At 69.9% G+C, this 18,533-nt stretch carries 16 protein-coding genes; 9 read left to right on the forward strand and 7 right to left on the reverse strand.

What is annotated here, in order from left to right:
• Positions 1–93 precede the first annotated feature (93 nt).
• Positions 94–1,338 carry a sugar MFS transporter gene (locus J7E25_RS02135; protein WP_214867475.1) on the reverse strand — a complete coding sequence of 415 codons (1,245 nt, stop codon included), beginning with the start codon at positions 1,336–1,338 and terminating at the stop codon, positions 94–96.
• A gap of 255 nt (positions 1,339–1,593) precedes the next feature.
• Here J7E25_RS02135 and tdh point away from each other — a divergent pair, with 255 nt between their 5' ends.
• From tdh to J7E25_RS02155, 4 genes are all read left to right on the forward strand, one after another.
• The gene (tdh, locus tag J7E25_RS02140) at positions 1,594–2,637 is read left to right on the forward strand and encodes an L-threonine 3-dehydrogenase (RefSeq protein ID WP_214867477.1); all 1,044 of its coding nucleotides are present in this window, start codon (positions 1,594–1,596) and stop codon (positions 2,635–2,637) included.
• The gene (locus J7E25_RS02145; protein ID WP_214867479.1) at positions 2,637–3,824 is read left to right on the forward strand and encodes a glycine C-acetyltransferase; all 1,188 of its coding nucleotides are present in this window, start codon (positions 2,637–2,639) and stop codon (positions 3,822–3,824) included. The genes tdh and J7E25_RS02145 overlap by 1 nt, the downstream gene beginning before the upstream one ends.
• 217 nt (positions 3,825–4,041) lie before the next feature.
• The gene (locus J7E25_RS02150; RefSeq protein WP_214867481.1) at positions 4,042–5,103 is read left to right on the forward strand and encodes a LacI family DNA-binding transcriptional regulator; all 1,062 of its coding nucleotides are present in this window, start codon (positions 4,042–4,044) and stop codon (positions 5,101–5,103) included.
• A 51-nt stretch (positions 5,104–5,154) separates the two neighbouring features.
• The gene (locus tag J7E25_RS02155) at positions 5,155–6,375 is read left to right on the forward strand and encodes an amidohydrolase (protein ID WP_214867482.1); all 1,221 of its coding nucleotides are present in this window, start codon (positions 5,155–5,157) and stop codon (positions 6,373–6,375) included.
• Here J7E25_RS02155 and J7E25_RS02160 read toward each other — a convergent pair.
• The 3 genes from J7E25_RS02160 to J7E25_RS02170 are packed head-to-tail and all read right to left on the reverse strand — an operon-like array spanning position 6,341 to position 9,003.
• Positions 6,341–6,781, reverse strand: a complete 441-nt coding sequence (locus J7E25_RS02160) for a DUF4345 family protein (protein ID WP_214867483.1) — start codon at positions 6,779–6,781, stop codon at positions 6,341–6,343. The genes J7E25_RS02155 and J7E25_RS02160 overlap by 35 nt on opposite strands.
• Positions 6,778–7,527, reverse strand: a complete 750-nt coding sequence (locus tag J7E25_RS02165; protein ID WP_214867485.1) for an SDR family oxidoreductase — start codon at positions 7,525–7,527, stop codon at positions 6,778–6,780. Before J7E25_RS02165 ends, J7E25_RS02160 begins: the two co-directional genes overlap by 4 nt.
• A gap of 54 nt (positions 7,528–7,581) precedes the next feature.
• Complete coding sequence (locus J7E25_RS02170; protein WP_214867487.1) at positions 7,582–9,003, reverse strand: MATE family efflux transporter; 1,422 nt, start codon at positions 9,001–9,003, stop codon at positions 7,582–7,584.
• 31 nt (positions 9,004–9,034) lie between these two features.
• On the opposite strand from J7E25_RS02170, the gene J7E25_RS02175 reads away from it, so the two are divergent.
• From J7E25_RS02175 to J7E25_RS02190, 4 genes are all read left to right on the forward strand, one after another.
• Positions 9,035–10,411 (forward strand): TrkH family potassium uptake protein, encoded by a 1,377-nt coding sequence (locus J7E25_RS02175; protein WP_308164312.1) that lies wholly within the window; start codon positions 9,035–9,037, stop codon positions 10,409–10,411.
• A complete protein-coding gene (locus J7E25_RS02180) occupies positions 10,404–11,102 on the forward strand; it encodes a TrkA family potassium uptake protein (protein ID WP_251038701.1) in 699 nt (232 codons plus the stop codon). Before J7E25_RS02175 ends, J7E25_RS02180 begins: the two co-directional genes overlap by 8 nt.
• A gap of 102 nt (positions 11,103–11,204) precedes the next feature.
• Positions 11,205–13,187: a M13 family metallopeptidase gene (locus J7E25_RS02185; protein ID WP_214867489.1), complete on the forward strand. Its 1,983-nt coding sequence runs from the start codon at positions 11,205–11,207 to the stop codon at positions 13,185–13,187.
• 98 nt (positions 13,188–13,285) lie between these two features.
• Positions 13,286–14,191 (forward strand): serine hydrolase, encoded by a 906-nt coding sequence (locus tag J7E25_RS02190; protein ID WP_215006712.1) that lies wholly within the window; start codon positions 13,286–13,288, stop codon positions 14,189–14,191.
• Between the two features lie 98 nt (positions 14,192–14,289).
• Here J7E25_RS02190 and J7E25_RS02195 read toward each other — a convergent pair whose 3' ends face one another.
• Together J7E25_RS02195 and J7E25_RS02200 are read right to left on the reverse strand one after the other, a co-directional pair.
• Positions 14,290–15,798 (reverse strand): alpha/beta fold hydrolase, encoded by a 1,509-nt coding sequence (locus J7E25_RS02195; protein ID WP_214867493.1) that lies wholly within the window; start codon positions 15,796–15,798, stop codon positions 14,290–14,292.
• Between the two features lie 9 nt (positions 15,799–15,807).
• Positions 15,808–17,220, reverse strand: a complete 1,413-nt coding sequence (locus tag J7E25_RS02200) for an aminopeptidase P family protein (protein WP_214867495.1) — start codon at positions 17,218–17,220, stop codon at positions 15,808–15,810.
• Positions 17,221–17,403: 183 nt separating this feature from the next.
• Between J7E25_RS02200 and J7E25_RS02205 the strand changes: the two genes are divergently transcribed.
• Positions 17,404–17,793 (forward strand): hypothetical protein, encoded by a 390-nt coding sequence (locus tag J7E25_RS02205; protein ID WP_214867497.1) that lies wholly within the window; start codon positions 17,404–17,406, stop codon positions 17,791–17,793.
• Between the two features lie 12 nt (positions 17,794–17,805).
• Here J7E25_RS02205 and J7E25_RS02210 read toward each other — a convergent pair whose 3' ends face one another.
• Positions 17,806–18,366, reverse strand: coding sequence for an Lrp/AsnC family transcriptional regulator (locus J7E25_RS02210; protein ID WP_214867498.1), 561 nt, complete (start codon positions 18,364–18,366; stop codon positions 17,806–17,808).
• Between the last annotated feature and the right edge of the window lie 167 nt (positions 18,367–18,533).

Here is an 18,533-nt window from a genome sequence, read left to right on the forward strand (position 1 = left end):
CAAGCGTCCCGTTCTCGGATCTGCCGCGTACGCTTCGCAACGCTGGCGCGTCGCGAGCGCTACGGCTGCCGCCTTTCGAGTCCTGCCGCGTCGCTACGCGCCGCGCCGGGACTCGCGGGCAGCCGGGGCCGCGAGCCCTGCGATCACCATGAGGAGGAGGATCACGAGCAACGCGTTCAGGATGCCGAACTGCTGGCCGAGGAATCCGAGGAACGGCGGGCCGGCGAGGAATGCGCAGTATCCGATGATCGCCACGGCGCTCACGCGTGCAGCCGCGGTGCGGCGGTCGGGCACGTCGGCCGCGGCCGACATGCCGACGGGGAAGCCGAGCGCGCCGCCGATACCCCAGAGCACGGTGCCGACGACGAGCATCCACGGCTCGGTGGCGTAGATGAATAGTGCCAGGCCGGCGACGCCGGTCGCGGCGAGGATTCGGAGCATCGGGACTCTGCCGAAGCGGTCGATGAACGGCCCGCCGAGCACCCGCCCCGCCGTCATCGCGACCGTGAACACGGTGAAGACCGCGGCGCCGATCGTCTCGTCGTACCCGTGCCCGTCGACCACCGCGAGGGCGAGCCAGTCATTGGCGCTGCCCTCGGCGAAGGACATGCCGAGCACCACCACGCCGATGAGAATCAATCGCAACTCGCCCCAGACCGAGAGGCTCTCGCGCAGGCGATCGCGCCACGGCACTCGGGGTGTCTCGGTGTGCGGATCGTCGCCGAGCTCCTCGCGCAACGGCACGAAGCGCACGGCGACGACGACGCCGACCGCGATGAGCACGGCGACGACGACGAGGTGCACGGCGACCGAGATGGAAAGAGCGGATGCCGCAGCGGCGAGCCCCGCGCCGGCGACCGTGCCGAAGCTGAAGAACGCGTGCATGAGCGGCATGAGGGTGCGGCCGATCTCCCGCTCGGCCTCGGCCCCCTCGACGTTCATCATCACGTCGACCGCGCCGTTGCCGAATCCGAAGAGTGCGAGGCCGATCACCAGGAGCGGGATCGACGGCATTACGGACCCGCCGAGGCCCACGAGCACGAGACCCGTCGACACGGTCACGAGCGCCCCGATCATGCCGGAGCGCGCGCCGAAGCGCGCCAGGATGCCCGGCGCGGCGATGAGGCCCACCACGGAGGCGATCGACCCGCTCAGGATGACGAGGCCGACGCCTTGGGTGTTGAGGCTCGTGTCGTCGCGGATCGCCGGGATGCGAGCCACCCAGCTCGCGAGGCTCAGCCCGCTGAGGAAGAAGACCGTGAAGATCGCGTTGCGCCACCCGACGAGTTCACGGGTGGAGTGGCGCATTCGTGTGGTTTCGCGTGGTGTTTCCGTCATGGTCTCTACTTCATTGTCTCTGACGCGGCCGTGCAGGTCGAATCGATTCGACAACCCCGGTTGAAGAACCATATCGATGACGTCCGACGTCCGCAACACCACTCGCCCACCCGCCCGAGTCGTGAGGAGTGACGGATGCCGCGGCATCCGTGGATACGATGAGCTGACTGGCACTCGGGGCATCCGGACACAATCCCGCCCCGCCCAGAGCCGGAGACGAGCCGGCTCGCGTTCCAGAGAAACACCGAGGTTTCGATGAAGGCCCTGTTCAAGCCCGCACCCGGCGCGGGGCTCGAGTACGTCGATCGTCCCGAGCCCGAGACGGGTCCCGCCGACGTGAAGATCCGGGTGCTGCGCACCGGCATCTGCGGCACCGACCTGCACATCGAGCGCTGGGACGACTGGGCGGCATCCACGATCGCGGCGCCGCTCATTCCGGGCCACGAGTTCTACGGCGAGGTCGTCGAGGTCGGCGAGCTCGTGCACGACGTCATCGTGGGCGACCGCGTTTCGGGCGAGGGTCACATCGTGTGCGGCATGTGCCGCAATTGCCGCGCCGGGCGACGGCAGATGTGCATCCGCACCCAGGGCGTGGGCCTGCAGCGCGACGGCGCGTTCGCCGAATACGTCGTGATCCCGGGGGCCAACGTGTGGGTGCACACCTCGCCCATCGAGCCGAACGTCGGCGCGATCTTCGACCCGTTCGGCAACGCCGTGCACACCGCGCTCACGTTCTCGGTCGTCGGCGAAGACGTGCTCGTCACGGGCTGCGGCCCGATCGGGCTCATGTCGATCGCGGTCGCCCGGCACGTCGGCGCCCGCTTCATCGTCGCGACCGACGTCAGCCCCTCTCGCCTCGAGCTCGCATTGCAGATGGGCGCGGATGCCGCGGTCGACGTGACGCTCGAGAACCTCCACGACGTGCAGCACCGGCTCGGCATGCGCGAGGGCTTCGACGTGGGATTCGAGATGAGCGGCGCGCCATCGGCCCTGCCGCAGATGATCGAGAACATGAACCACGGCGGCCGCATCGCCCTGCTCGGCCTCGCCGCCGAGCCCTTCGCGATCGACTGGGGCAAGGTCGTCACCCACATGCTCACGATGAAGGGCATCTACGGGCGCGAGATGTTCGAGACTTGGAACTCGATGAGCGCGATGCTGCAGACGAGCGAGACGTTGCACGACCGCGTCGCCTCGATCATCTCGGACCGCTATCCGGCACGCGAGTGGCGCGCGGCGTTCGACGCAGCGGCATCCGGCGGTGTCGGCAAGGTGATCCTCGACTGGACGGAGCTGTGATGTACGGATCGGTGAAGGAACAGCTGCGAGCCGAGCTCGACGAGATCGAGGCCGCCGGGCTCACGAAGCGGGAGCGCGGCATCCACGGACCGCAGTCCTCCGAGATCGAGGTCGCGGGCCGCGAAGTGTTGAACTTCTGCGCCAACAACTACCTGGGCCTCGCGAACGACCCGCGCATCGTCGAGGCGGCCCGCCGCGGCCTCGACGAGTGGGGCTACGGGCTCGCCAGCGTGCGATTCATCTGCGGCACGCAAGAGCTGCACCTGCGGCTCGAAGAGCGGATGTCGGAGTTCCTCGGCGTCGACGCGACGATCCTCTTCTCCTCGTGCTTCGACGCGAACGGCGGGATCTTCGAGGTGCTCTTCGGGCCCGACGACGCGATCATCTCCGACGAGCTCAACCACGCGTCGATCATCGACGGCATCCGGCTCTCGAAGGCCGCGCGGTACCGCTACAAGAATCGCGACATGGCCGACCTCGAGGCGCAGCTCGCCGCGGCATCCGACGCCCGGCGCCGCGTGGTCGTGACCGACGGCGTCTTCTCGATGGACGGCTACCTCGCCCCGCTCGCCGAAATCTGCGACCTCGCGGAGCGCTACAACGCGCTCGTGTTCGTCGACGACTCGCACGCCGTCGGCTTCGTGGGGGAGCACGGCCGCGGCACCCCCGAGTTCTGCGGGGTCGAGGGCCGGGTCGACATCTACACGGGCACGTTCGGCAAGGCGCTCGGCGGGGCATCCGGCGGCTATGTCGCCGGTCGCCGCGAGATCGTCGATCTGCTCCGCCAGCGAGCGCGCCCGTATCTCTTCTCGAACACGCTCGCGCCTGCGATCGTCGCGGGCACGCTGCAGGCGCTCGACCTCGTCGAGCAATCGGGCGAGCTGCGGGCCACCCTGCGCCGCAACGCCGAGCTGTTCCGGTCGCTGATGACGGATGCCGGGTTCGACCTGCTGCCCGGCGAGCACCCGATCGTGCCGGTGATGTTCGGCGATGCCGTGCTCACGGGCCGAATGGCCGAGGCGTTGCAGGGGCGCGGGGTGTTCGTCACGGCGTTCAGCTTCCCGGTGGTGCCGCGCGGGCGGGCACGCATTCGCGTGCAGCTGTCGGCCGCGCATTCCGAGGAGGAGGTGCGGCGCTGCGTCGAGGCGTTCGTCGCCGCGCGCGACGAGGTGGCGGTCTCGGTGTGACGGCGGGTCGAGGCATCCGCTGGGCACCCGCTTGGCACCGGCGTGAACGGCGCGTTCGGGCGCTTGGCTGCTGACCGCGGCGTGAAAATGCAGGAGATTTCGTCGCATGCACCCGCTCGGCGGGGCATAGGCGCGTTTCTCCTGCACTTCTTCGGCGCGGACTCGTCAAACCGCCCATCCGGGCCCACTCGAATCGATTCGGCCTACAATCAGGCGTATGCAGACGGATGCCGCTCCGCGCCCCACCCTCGCCGACGTCGCGGCGAGGGCCGGGGTGTCGGCGTCGACGGCGTCGCTCGCCTTCAGCGGCTCAGGACCGGTGTCGGATGCCACGAAGGCGCGCGTGCTCGCCGCCGCCACCGAGCTCGGCTACGCCGGGCCCGACCCGCGAGCGCGCTCGCTCCGCCGTGGGCGCTCGGGCATCGTGGGCGTGGTACTCGAGGAGCGAGTTCGCGCCGCCTTCCTCGACCCCGTGAAAATCCAGACCCTCGATGGCATCAGCGAAGGCATCGCCCCGCTCGGGGCGGGCCTCCTGCTCCTCACTGACACCGGCGAGGCGGGCGGCCAGGCCGTGGGCATCGAGAGCGCCCCCGTGGATGCGGTCGTGCTCATCGGCTGCAGCCCACGGCTCGGGCACTCGGTCGAGGTGCTCCGCCGGCGCGGCATCCCGGCCGTGGCGATCGAAGGGCAGACGGGCGAGGACATCCCCGAGATCTCCATCGACAACCGCAATGCCACTCGCCGCGGTGCCGAGTACCTGCGTGAGCTCGGCCACTCGCAGGTCTCCCTCGTCACGCTGCCGCTCGACGCCGAGCGCACCCGCGGCCGGCTCACCGCCGAGCTCGAACGAGACAGCACCACCGCCGTCGCGACCGAGCGACTTGCGGGCGCTCGCGCCGTGTTCCCCGACGCCACCGGTCTCGCAGCCGCCGCGAGCTCGATCGAAGAGGGCCTCGAGGCGGGCCGTGCGCTGCTCTCCGATCCCGCGAACCGGCCGACGGCGATCATCGCGCAGAGCGACCTGCTCGCCGCCGGCGTGATCCAGGCGGCCGAGGAGCTCGGCATCGCCGTGCCGCGCGAGCTCAGTGTGCTCGGCTTCGACGGCATCCGCGTCGACGGCCTGCAGCACGACCTCACGACGCTCGTGCAACCGTCGGTTGCGAAGGGCCGTGCGGCCGGGGAGGCGCTCGTGCGGATGCTCGCGGGTGAGCAGGCGGTATCCGTCGCCTTCGTCAGCACCCTGCACATCGGCGACACGACCGCGCCGCCGCGCCACTGAACCCCTGACGGGGTCGTTGATCGACCGCACGGTCGTCCCTAGGCTGACGAGATGAGCGTCGACCTCGAAGCGACCTATCGTGACCTGCACGCGAACCCCGAGCTGTCGTTCCAGGAGCATCGCACCGCCGGCATCGTCGCCGACCAGCTCCGATCTTTCGGCTACGACGTCACCACCGGCATCGGCACGACCGGCGTGCTCGGCCTCCTCCGCAACGGCGACGGGCCGACCGTGCTGCTCCGCGCCGACATGGACGCCCTGCCCGTCGAAGAGGCGACCGGCCTGCCGTACGCGAGCACGGCGCGCGGCACCGATCACGAGGGCAACGATGTGGCCGTCATGCACGCGTGCGGCCACGACGTGCACGTCACGTGCCTGCTCGGGGCTGCCGAGCAGCTCGCCGGCGACCGCGCCGAGTGGACGGGCACCCTCGCCGTGGTGTTCCAGCCCGCCGAGGAGTGGGGCGGCGGCGCCGGCGTGATGGTCGACGACGGCTTGTACGATCGGATGCCGAAGCCCGACGTCGTGCTCGGCCAGCATGTCGGCCCGCTGCCGGCGGGGTTCGCGGCGGTGCGGGCCGGCGTCGCCTTCGCGAGCGCAGACTCGATGACGATCGTGCTGCACGGATCAGGCGGCCACGGCTCGCGCCCCGAGACCACGGTCGACCCCGTCGTGATGGCCGCCTCGACGATCATGCGGCTGCAGACCGTGGTGTCGCGGGAGATCGCGGCTGCCGACGGTGCCGTCGTCACGGTCGGCCAGGTGCACAGCGGCACCAAGAACAACATCATCCCGTCCGAAGCGCGGCTCGGCCTCACGGTGCGCACGTTCGATGACGCCGTGCGCGTGAGGGTGCTCGCCGCGATCGAGCGCATCGTGAAGGCGGAGGCTGCGGCATCCGGCGCCATCATCGAGCCCGAGGTGCACTACGACGACCACTACCCGCGCACGGTCAACGACGAGGCCGCGACGGCGCGCACGGCCGCGGCCCTGCGCAGGCTGCTCGGCGATGAGCGCGTGCTGGACCCTGGCGTCGTCTCGGGCAGCGAGGACGTGAGCGTGCTCGCCACCTCGGCGGGCGCACCACTCTGCTACTGGCTCCTCGGCGGGGCCGACCCGGAGCTCTTCGCCGACTTCCACATGACCGGGCGGTTGCCCGACAACCTGCCGTCGAACCACTCGCCGAAGTTCGCACCGGTGATCGAGCCGACGCTCACGGTCGGCGTCAGCACGCTCGTCACTGCTGCTCGGGAGTGGCTCGGGGTGCGCTGACTCCGCCGGGAGCTCGCCGCACACGGATGGTCGCGACGCCGATCAGGGCGAACGGCAGGATGACCGTCGCGGCGAGCGCCACCGTGAGCAGACTCGCCTCGACGGCCGTTGCGCCGTGCAGGTGTCCGAGGTGGAACACGAAATGGGGTGCCGAGAACGCGAGGTACGCGAGCAGCGCGATGACGACGAGTCGTGTTGTCGGCCAGATCGCTGCCGCGCCCAGCACGATGGCGAGCCCCAGCGTGGCGCCGCCGAAGTCGCGGAACAGATGCTCGCTGTACGGCGGCGTGAGGTTCACGGTCGGCACGTCGCGGTAGAAGCTCTCGGGGAACAACGACGTCCACACGCCGAGCATGAGTTCGATGAGGGCGAGCACGGCGAGCCCGATGCGCAGCGTGAGCGTCATACGCTCGCCCCGTATCTCGCGGCGAGGAAGTCGGCGAACGTCGTCGTGCCGAACGCCGGCCCGGGAACGAGGTTGTGGCCGGCGGCCACCGCGGCGAAGGTGCGGCCCGGCACTGACACCGGCACGATCCTGCGGTGCACGGATGCCGCCGCCGCCCATTGCCGTGCGAGCTCGCGTGCGGGCAGCTGCTCGGGCCCGCCGACGTCGGGAGCGCGGCCCGCGGGCTCGCCGCCGGCCAGCTCGGCGAGCCGTGTCGCGACATCGCCGACCGCGATCGGCTGGAACGAGATCTTCGGGGCGAACACGACGGGCAGGAACCGCTGCGCCGCGAAGAGCCCGGCGACGAGTTCGTGGAACTGCGTCGCCCGGAGGATGGTGTGCGGCAGGCCGGACGACTCGAGCAGGTGCTCGGCCTCGAGCTTCTGCCGGTAGTAGCCGAGCGGGATCCGGTCGACGCCCACGATGGAGAGGTAGACGACGTGGCCGACGCCGGCCGCATGCGACGCATCGAGGAGGGTTCGCATCAGCGCGCCGTCGCCGAAGCTGTTCCGCGTCGCGAGGTGCACGACCGTGCCCGCGCCGGTGACCGCTTCGCGGATTCCGTCGCCCGAGCGCAGATCGCCCACTACGCGGCCAGGGCCCTCGTGGCGGCTGAGCACGCGAACGTCGTGGCCGGCGGATCGGAGGAGTTCGACCGTGGGCCTGCCGGGCCGGCCGGTGCCGCCCGTGACGAGGATGGAGGTCATTTTTGCCTTTCGTTCACAAGTTCACGAGTTCACGAGTTCACAAGCTCACCAAGCTCACCCAAGCACGCCCGTGACCATCCACGCCGACCCGCGAGCGCGGAGCGAGAGGGTGACGGCGCGGGCAGCGAGGTAGCCGATCGCGAACACGGCCATGAGCCACGCGGGCCCGGCAGCCCCCGGTGGCGCCACCGTCACGACCGCGACGGCAAGCGGAACGAACACCGCGAGGTTCACGAGGCCGGTCCAGGCGAGGTAGCGCACGTCGCCGGCTCCGATGAGCACGCCGTCGAGCACGAACACGAGCCCGCCGAGCGGCGCCGAGATGCCGAGCACCACGAGGGCGGGCGGCAGGAGCGCCGCGACCTCGCCCGAGCTCGTGAACACCGCCGGGATCACCCACGCGGTCGCGACCACGAGGGCGCCGAGCACGGCACCGCTCGCGACACCCCACTGCAGGCATCGGCGCAGCACCGCCCGCACGGCGTCGACGTCGCCAGAGCCGAGCCCGTGCCCGATGAGCGCTTGGGCGGCGATCGCGAGGGCGTCGAGCGCGAACCCGAGCGTGAAGTAGATCGTGATCGCGACCTGGAACGCCGCGAGCTCCTCTGAGCCGAGCGAAGTCGCCGCCCACGTGGCGAGCAGGAGCGCGGCCCTCAGGCTCAGGGTGCGCAGGAACAGCCAGCCGCCCGACGCCACCCCTCGCAGCACTCCCGCGTGGTGCGGCCACGGATTCGCGCCGACCCTCGCGGCATGCCGGCCGACGACCACGAGGTATACCGCGACCATGCCCCACTGCGCGATGACCGTGCCCACCGCCGAGCCCGCGATGCCCCAGCCGGCGACGTAGATGAAGACGTAGTTCAACGCGATGTTCGCCGCGAAGCCGATGCCCGCGACGAAGAGCGGCGTGCGCGTGTCTTGGAGCCCGCGCAGCAGGCCCGTCGCCGCGAAGACGATGAGCATCGCCGGCAGCCCCGCCATCGAGATCGCCAGATAGACGGATGCCTCGGCCGTCACCTCCGCCGAAGCACCGAACGCGCCCGCCAGCACCGGCGCCGCCCACCACCCGGCGAGGGCGAGCACCGCACCGATGCCGAGCGCGAGCCACAACCCGTCGATGCCGGATGCCACGGCGCCGCGCGCATCGCCCGCGCCGAGCCGCCGCGCGACCGCGGGGGTCGTCGCGTAGGCGAGGAACACCATGAGGCCGATGATCGTCTGCAGCACGGCGCTCGCGAGCCCGAGGCCCGCGAGCGGTGTTGCGCCGAGGTGGCCGACCATCGCCGTGTCGGCGAGCAGGAACAACGGCTCGGCGATGAGCGCCCCGAGCGCGGGCACGGCGAGGCGCAGGATGTCGCGGTCGACGCCGCGGGACGTGGTGGTGCTGATGTTTTCGAGCCTACGCGGCGGGGCCGACACGGCCGGCTCGCGGCATCCGCTCGCTCGATCTCGGAGCACTTCGTCACGTCGAGGCATGGCGAAGTGCAGGGAGGTCTAGAGTACCGAGGTGACCACACGTTCGACGGTGGACGCGGCGCGGCGCGGGTCTGCCCGCCGCGGCCTTCGACTGCACCCCGCACAGACCGTGGTACTCGGCTTCGCGGCGGCGGTCCTCGCGGGCACCGGCCTGCTCTCGCTGCCCTTCGCGACCACGACCGGCACACCCGCTTCCTTCGTCGATGCGCTCTTCACGTCGACCTCGGCGGTCTGCGTGACGGGTCTGGTGGTCGTCGACACCCCGACGTACTGGAGCTCGTTCGGGCAGGTCGTGATCCTGCTGCTCATCCAGCTCGGCGGCCTCGGCATCATGATCTTCGCGTCCCTCATCGGCCTCGTGCTGGCGCGCAAGCTCTCGGTTCGGTCGCGGCTCAACACGGCGGCCGAGGCGAAGTCCGTCGGCTACGACGACGTGCGCGGGCTCGTGCGGGGCATCGTGCTCATCACCCTCCTGGTCGAGGCCGCCACGTTCCTCCTCCTGTTCCTGCGCTTCCTGTTCGGATACGGCTACGGCGTGGGCGAGGCCGCGTGGCACGCGGTGTTCCATTCCGTGTCGTCGTTCAACAACGCCGGCTTCGCGCTCTACAGCGACAACCTCATCGGGTTCGTGAGCGATCCCTTCATCTGCCTGCCCATCGCTGCGGCCGTGATCCTCGGCGGCCTCGGCTTCCCGGTCATCATGCAGTTGCGCAAGGAGTTCCGCCATCCGCTGCACTGGTCGATGAACACGAAGATCGTGCTGTGGGCCACGCTCGTGCTGCTCGTCCTCGGCACCGTCTACATCACCCTGCTCGAGTGGGACAACCCCAAGACGCTCGGAGGCCTCGACCCGGGCGCGCGGGTGCTCGCAGGCTTCTTCCAGTCGGTGCAGGCGCGCACCGCCGGGTTCAACTCGATCGACACCGCCGCGATGCATAACGAGTCGTGGCTCGGCACCGACGTGCTCATGCTCATCGGCGCCGGCCCTGCGGGCACGGCGGGCGGCATCAAGGTCACGACGTTCGCCGTGCTCTTCTTCATCATCATGACGGAGCTGCGCGGCGAGGCCGCCGTGAACATCTTCGGCAAGCGGCTCTCCCGCGCGGTGCACCGCCAGGCGATCACCGTCGCCCTCATCGCGGTCGCCGCGGTGATGGCAGGCACACTCGCCCTGATGCTCATCACGGGCCTCGACCTCGACCGCGTCATGTTCGAGGCGGTGTCCGCGTTCGGCACGGTGGGGCTCTCCACGGGCATCACGTTCGAGCTTCCGGATGCCGCGAAGCTCGTGCTCGTCGTGCTCATGTTCCTCGGCCGACTCGGGCCGCTGACCCTCGGTTCGGCCATCGCGCTCCGCGACCGCCGCATCCTCTACGAGTACCCCAAGGAAAGGCCCGCCATTGGCTAGATTCTCGATCTTCGGCGGCGACACCACTCGCCGCATCGCCGAGGCCGACTCCGTCGCCGTCATCGGCCTCGGCCGCTTCGGCCGGTCGCTTGCGCTCGAGTTGATGGCTGCCGGCACGGACGTGCTCGGCATCGACATGGACGAAGAGCTCGTGCAGGCTTTGAACACCCAGCTCACCCAGGTCGTGCGCGCGGACGCCACGAAGGAGGAGGCCCTCCGTCAGCTCGCAGTCGATGAGTTCGACCGCGTCGTCGTGGCGATCGGCAACGACATCCAGGCCTCGATCCTGACGTGCTCCGTGCTGCTCGGCATGGGCGTGCCCATCATCTGGGCGAAGGCGGTCGACGACCGGCACGGCCTCATCCTCGAGCAGCTCGGCGTGCACCACGTGATCTACCCCGAGAAGGACATGGGCAAGCGCGTCGCGCATCTTGTGCGCGGTGCGGCGCTCGACTACATCGAGGTCGAGCAGGGCTACGCGATCGTCAAGGCGTCGCCGCCTGCCCGGCTCTGCGGCGTGCCGCTCGGCCAGAGCGGCCTCCGAAAGGAGTTCGGTGTCACCGTCGCCGCATTCAAGAAGCCGGGCGCCGATTGGCACAACGCCGACGCAGACACCGTGCTCGGGCCCGACGACAGGATCCTCATCGTGGGTCCGACCCGCATGGCCGAGGGCTTCGCGCAGCTGCGGTGAGCGGGTACCGGATGCCGCGGGCATGCCGCCACGCTGCGAGTGCGCCGTGAGACGCGCGGCCGAAGCATCCGCTCGCAGGGCACCGAGACGTAGGCTGGCGGAATGACTGACGTCACGCTCTCCTCAGGAATCGCGCACGACGAGCTCGACGAGGGGGTCCGCCCCCAAGACGACCTCTTCCGGCACGTCAACGGCAAGTGGATCGAACGCACCGCCATCCCCGCAGACAAGGCGCGCTACGGCTCCTTCCTCGTGTTGCACGAAGAGGCAGAGCACGCGGTGCGCGAGATCATCGAAGAGGCACAGGACGCTGAGCCCGGCACCGAGGCGCGCAAGGTCGGAGACCTCTACGCGAGCTTCATGAACGACCAGCGAGCCGACCTCCTCGGCGCCACGCCCATCGCCGGACAGCTCGTCGAGGTGTCGCTCATCGCCTCGATCGACACGTTCCTCGAGACGCTCGGCCGACTCGAACGCCAAGGCGTCTCGGGCTTCGCGCAGCTCTATGTCGACAACGACCCGGGCGACCCCGAGCGCTACCTCGTGTTCGTCGAGCAGGGCGGCATCGGCCTGCCCGACGAGAGCTACTTCCGCGAGGAGCGCTTCGCCGAGATCCGCACCGCCTACGGTGCCCACCTCGAGCGGATGTTCGGGCTCGCCCGGCTCGAGGATCCCGCGGACCGCGCGGTCCGCGTCTTCGACCTCGAGACGGAGATCGCGAAGGCGCACTGGGACAACGTGGCGTCGCGCGACAGCGAGAAGACGTACAACCTGTACCAGTGGGCGGATGCCGCAGCGGCGGCATCCGGAACCACCGAAGCCGATGGCGGCATCGACCTGGCCACGTGGCGCGACGCGATGGGCGTGCCCGCGGGAGCGTTCGACGAGCTCGTGCTGCGCCAGCCCTCGTTCGTGGAGGGCCTCAGCGCGCTCCTCACCGATGACCGCCTGCCGGCTTGGCGCGACTGGCTGACCTGGCAGGTGATCCGGTCGAGCGCCGCCTACCTCTCCAACGACTTCGTCGAGGCGAACTTCGATTTCTACGGGCGCACCCTCACCGGCACGCCGCAGATGCGCGAGCGGTGGAAGCGCGGTGTCTCGCTCGTCGAGGGCGCCATGGGCGAGGCCGTCGGCCGCATCTACGTGGAGCGGCACTTCCCGCCGGCGGCGAAGGCCGAGATGGACGAGCTCGTCGCGAACCTCGTCGAGGCCTACCGGCAGTCGATCTCGGGGCTCGATTGGATGGGTCCGAAGACCCGCGCGAAGGCGCTCGACAAGCTCGACAAGTTCACGCCGAAGATCGGGTTCCCCGTGAAATGGCGTGACTATTCGGCGCTCGAGATCGGCGACGACCTCGTGGGCAACGTGCGCGCGACCGCCGAATTCGAGTTCAACCGCGAGCTCGGCAAGATCGGCAAGCCCATCGATCGCGACGAGTGGTTCATGACCCCGCAGACGATCAACGCGTACTACAACCCGGGCTTCAACGAGATCGTCTTCCCGGCGGCGATCCTGCAGTACCCGTTCTTCACGCCCGAGCGGGATGCCGCGGCGAACTACGGCGCGATCGGCGCGGTGATCGGGCACGAGATCGGGCACGGCTTCGACGACCAGGGGTCGAAGTACGACGGTGACGGCCGGCTCACCGACTGGTGGACCGCGGCCGACCGCGAGGCGTTCGAGGAGCGCACGAAGGCACTCATCGAGCAATTCAACGCGCTCGCGCCGGCCCAGGTGCCCGACCACCACGTCAACGGCGCCCTCACCATCGGCGAGAACATCGGCGACCTCGGCGGACTCGCGATCGCATGGAAGGCCTACGTCATCTCGCTCGAGGGCAGCGAGCCGCCCGTCATCGACGGCCTCACGGGTTCGCAGCGGTTCTTCCTCTCTTGGGCACAGGCCTGGCAGATGAAAGGCCGTGACGAGGAGGTCGTGCGCCTGCTCGCGATCGATCCGCACTCGCCGAACGAGTTCCGCTGCAACCAGATCGTCAGGAACATCGACGAGTTCTATGCTGGCTTCGGAGTGACCTCTCATGACGCCCTCTGGCTGGATCCAGCCGAGCGGGTGACGATCTGGTAGTCGACTTCTCGCAACCGCCAAATTCACCAAGTTCGAGCGCGCCGCAGACCGCGGTGGGGGAGCGCCGACCGTCCGAGGAAGATCGTGCAAGCACCGTGGTGACGTCGTCGCAGGGTTCCGAGCGACGAGCGAGGCACGCCAGCATCCGGCGCGGACGGCATCGCACCGAGGAGCCCAACGAGAACTTCTCCCGCGGCTTCCACTCCCTCGGCGAGCTCGCGCTCGCGGGCGTGCAGGTCTCGGCACGCGCCACCGATCTCGCGACCGGCAAGGTGCTGTTCTCGGTCGACGACCACGTGGTGATGCCGACGGCATCGATCGGCAAGGTGCTGCTCCTCGTCGAGGTGGCCTCCCGCCTCGCGGGCACGAGCGCCGAGGCGTTCACGGTGCTCGACCGTGCCCCGCGCGACTCCGTGGGCGACTCGGGCATCTGGCAGCACATGCAGTCGCCGTCGCTGCCGCTCGCCGATCTCGCCTCGCTCATCGGCGCCACGAGTGACAACCTCGCCACGAACGTGCTCATCCGCCACGTGGGCCTCGAAGCGGTGCGCGCCCGCACCGAGACCCTCGGCCTCACCCGCACCGCGCTCCTCGACCTCGTGCGCGACCATCGCGGCCCCGATGACGCCCCGCAGCTCTCGATCGGCTCGGCCAAAGAGCTCACGTGGCTCTTCGCCTCGCTCGCGCGCGGCGAGATCGTGAGCCCCGAGGTCTCGCAGCGGGTCGTCGGATGGCTCTCACTCAACTCCGACCTGTCGATGGTCGCGAGCGCGTTCGGCCTCGACCCGCTCGCGCACCGCATGCCCGACCACAACGTGCTGCTCATGAACAAGACCGGCACCGACGGCGGCGTGCGCAGCGAGGTCGGGGTGCTCCGCGGCCCGCGGGCGAGCGTGTCCTACGCCGTGTCGATGTACTTCGCCGACACGATGCTCTCGTCGCGCCTCGCGGTGCTCGACGGCATGCACCAGGTCGGCCTCGACCTGCTCGAGTACGTGCACTGACACTGCCGATCCGGCGCACGTTGGCCGGCTCGGCGCACGGTGTTCGTTGCGCCCCGGCGATGTACCTGCGCCGAATCGCGGGGACCGGCTCGAGCGGCTCAGGGGCGGGTGTCGGCGGTGAGCTGCGCGATGCCGTCGATCACCGCGAGCAGCGTCTCGCGCGCCGCGAGCACCCGGAAGTGCCCGGCCACCGGCACTCGCACGTTCGTGGCGCCGTCGAGCACGCTGCCGTCGGGCACGTGCGGGTCGTACGTGCCGAACACCGAGACGATGCGGGCGTTGACGGATGCCGCGCTCCCGAGCATCACGATCGTCTCGTCGCTCGGCAGCAGTGCCCTGATGCTCGGGTCGAGGAACAGCCGCGCCCGCCGCGCTCCGCCGAACGGGGTGCACACGCCGACGACCCCGCGGATGCCGAGCGCGCCGGCACGGTCGCCGCTGTCGTCGCCGCCGACCAGCAGATACTTGCCGATGAGCCCGCCCTTGCTGTGCCCCACGATCACGCGGCCCGCCGGGGGCACCGGCACTCGGGCGAGGGCACGCTCGAGACGCGTCGCTGTCTCGGCGACCCCCAGCCGGTTCGGGCCGAGTCCGTGCACGACGAGCACGCGATGGCCCGCGGCGTTCAGCGCATCGCCCAGCGGCCGCAGGAACGACCAGTGCTCGTACACGCCGGGCAGCAGCACGACCTCGGGCTTCGCCGGGTCGCCGGTGCGCCAGTGCACCGGCGGCCGGCGTGCGCCGGCGAAGGCGAGCTGCCGGCCGGCGGCGTAGGCGTAGTCGCGGGCCCACCATCCGAGGGCACTGAGCCGATTCATCCGCTCGGCCTCGAGCGGCTCCCGGGGCTGTGTCACCACACGGCCGACCGATTCGCCGCGTGCGTGTCGGACCACCATCTCGCCGACCTCGCGCCCGCCGACGATCATCGTGTCGTGGCCACGGCCGGGGACCTCGACGAAGCGGCCCTTCGGCGTGAGCGCCGCCATCTCCTCGGCCCAGTAGCGCGGCACGAGGCGGTCGTGCTCGCCGCGGATGACGAGCGTGTCGGCCTCGATCAGCGGCAGTGCCCGTTCGAGGCGGTGCTCGAGCATCGGCCGCAGGTTCGCGACGAACCACCGCGGCCCCGCCTGCGTGTACGCGGCGAACCCTTCCACGAGCGCCTTGGGGTTCAAGACCGCGATGTCCTGCAGGAACCGCAGGATCTGCTTCGCGAGCGTCCGCTCGCGGGGGTTCACGCTGGCCCCGATGAGCACGAGCCGGTCGACGAGCTCCGGATGCCGCGCCGCGGTCTCGGCGGCGACCTGCGCGCCCGTGGAATGCCCGACGAGCACCGGCCGCTCGATGCCCTCCGCCACGAGCAGCTCGGCGAGCAGCTCACCCGACTCGGACATGCTCAGCGGTTCAACCGGCTCAGGAGCGTCGCCGAATCCGGGCAGGTCGAGGGCGTACACGGTACCCGTCGGCTCGAGCACCTCGGCGACGCCGTCCCAGTACTCGTGCGCCATGCCGAGGCCGTGCACGAGCACGTAGTCGGGCCCGTCGGCGATGCCCGACTGCCGGATGACGACCACGTATTCGCCGCTGCGGAATTCACGGGCGCTCGCCATGACGGCAGTCTAGGCGGGCGACTCCTGCAACCAGGCCTCGAGACCGATGGCGTCGATCGGCAACGCCGCGGTGAGCACCTCATGCCCTGTCGCCGTCACGAGCAGGTCGTCTTCGATGCGGATGCCGATGCCGCGCAACTCGGGCGGCACCGTGAGGTCGTTCGGTTGGAAGTAGAGGCCCGGTTCCACGGTGAGGACCGCTCCGGGGCGTAGCGGCTCAGCGAGGTACCGCTCATCGCCGATCTTCGCACAATCGTGCACGTCGAGTCCGAGGTGGTGCCCGGTGCCACTCGGGAGATACCGACGGTGCTGTTGCCCGGTCGGTGACATGGCCTCGTCGACGGAGACCTGGAGGATGCCGAGCTCGCGCAGCGCGGTCGCGATCGACTCGTAGGCGGTGCTCCGCATGTCGAGGAACGACTTGCCGGGGCCGACCTCGGCCATCGCCGCGCGGTGCGCGCGCTCGACCAGATCGTGCACCTCCCGCTGCACGGGTGTGAAGGTGCCGTCGACGGGCAGCGAGCGGGTCACGTCAGCGGTGTAGAGAGAACGGGCTTCGACGCCGGCGTCGATGAGCACGACGTGCCCTGCGAGCACAGGGCCGTCGCACCGCGTCCAGTGCAGGGTGGGAGCATGCGGGCCGCTGCCGACGACGGTGGAGTAACCGACACCGTTGCCGAACGTCCTCGCGTGGCGCTCGAACGTGGCCTGCAACCAGCGCTCCCCGCCGAAGTCCATGGCTGCCGGGAACTCGGCGGCGACGGCACGGAATCCGGCCACCGTGGCATCCACCGCCGAACGCAGCTGCGCGATCTCCCAGTCGTCCTTCTCGAGCTTCGCAGCCGAGAGTGCCACGAGAAGGTCCGCCGACGGGGCGACCCGACCCATGAGTCGAGGCTCGGATGCGCCCGCCCCGAGTGTGTCGGCGTCGAGCGCGTCACCGAGCGCGTCGAGCGACCTGACGTCGACCTCGAGGGCGGTCGTCCACTCCACGAGGCCCGCGGCCGGGCCGATCCACAGCTCGCCGCGCAGCGGGTCGGCGTAGAAGGCCTCATCGCCCGGCGCGACGGGCTCCGGGATGAACAGCGTGGCATCGTGTCCGCCGCCAGCCGGCGTCATGATGAGCACCGCGCCTTCGGCCTGGCATGACGTCAACCAGACGAAGTCGCTGTCCGGGCGGAAGCCGTACTCCGTGTCATTCGAGCGCACGTGGGCGCGGCCGGCGGGCACGACGATCGTGCGCCCCGGGAACTGCTCCCCGATCGTCGCGCGGTGCCGACTCGCAGCGGGGCCGGCGCCGGCGACGACGTCAGCGCGTCGATCGACGGGCCCCCAACCGGAGGCCAGGTAGCGCCGGAACTCCTCGGTCGCGGGGAGCGGCTGGGTGCGAGGGTCGCGGAAGACGAAAGGCTCTGGACGCATAGTGCCCAGTAAGCCACCAGCCGGGAAAGGTCGTCAAGTCATCAGGAGGGCCCTCGACGAAACATCCGGGCAGGAAGCGACATCCGGTGCAGTTTGTCTCAGAACCAGACCACCAGGCGCCTCGAATCGAGACGGAACGCGACGCGGTTGACACTCGTTTCGCCGCCTCCACACAATGTCGTCATGACCGGATCGGACCATCAGACCACCCCAGCCACTCTCGACGTCGACCTCGACCGGCGGGTGTTCGACATGGTCTCGTCCACCTCGAGCATCGTCGACCACGATGCCCCGACGCGCTTCGTCTACCACGAGGCCGACGGCGTGCTGTGGGGGGAGTACGTGGGGGACACGGTTGCGGTCGGCCGCTTCTGCGGCGTGCGGAACCAGGCCCGCATCGAGATCTCCTTCGTGCACCGTGGCCATGACGCCGGGACGACCACCGGGAACGCCTCGTCGGTCATCTCGCGGAACGAGGACGGCACCCTCCTGCTCACCGAGGAGTTCCGCACGCCCGACGGCGTGCTCCACACGAGCGTCTGCCGCGAGGTCGTGGGGGCGCAGCCCGCCTGATCTGCTCGGCGCTCAGCGCCGGCGTCGATCGGGCACGCGCTGGGCACGATCGTCGCTCGTGCGCACGAACCGCGTCATCCCGAAGCGCTCACCGGAGTCCTCGACCGAGGTGCGTTCCGACCGGATCATCCGGAGCGAGACCTGGGCGCGCTCCTCGTCCATGAGGAACACGGTCGTCGTCGCCTTGATCGACGGCCATTGCGCGAGCCTGGTGGCGACGAGCTCATGGATCGCCGCCACGTCGGGAGCGCGCACGAGCAGCATGGCGTCGTGTTCTCCCGTGGTCACCGCGAAGTACTCGAGCTCGGGCACCGACGAGAGTCGCGCGCGGAAGTCGGCCCATTGGCTCTGGCGGAGCGTGACGAACACCATTGCGGCCACGCCGATGCCGACGGCCGCCGGATCGACCTCGGCATGAACGCCCCGGATGACGCCCGCACGCACGAGGGCTTCATAGCGCGTGTAGGCGTTGGACCGGGAGATGCCGAGGTGCTCTGCGAGGGCTGCGACGGACGTGCGGCCGTCTTCGCGCAAGAGCTCCAGCATCCGGATGTGCGTGTCATCGAGTTGCATCAAGGACTCCATCTGTCCAGTCGCAGCAATGGGGAGGGACTTCGATTGAGAGAATATGCCATTCGGGTGGCAGAATCGAGACAATTCTTCTTCGTTACCGCATCGATGATTGACGAATGATCTCCGGGCGCACTATTTTCGCACTCATCCTCCATTCAGATAAGGAG

The sequence above is a fragment of the Agromyces sp. ISL-38 genome, assembly GCF_018613935.1.
Lineage (GTDB): Bacteria > Actinomycetota > Actinomycetes > Actinomycetales > Microbacteriaceae > Agromyces.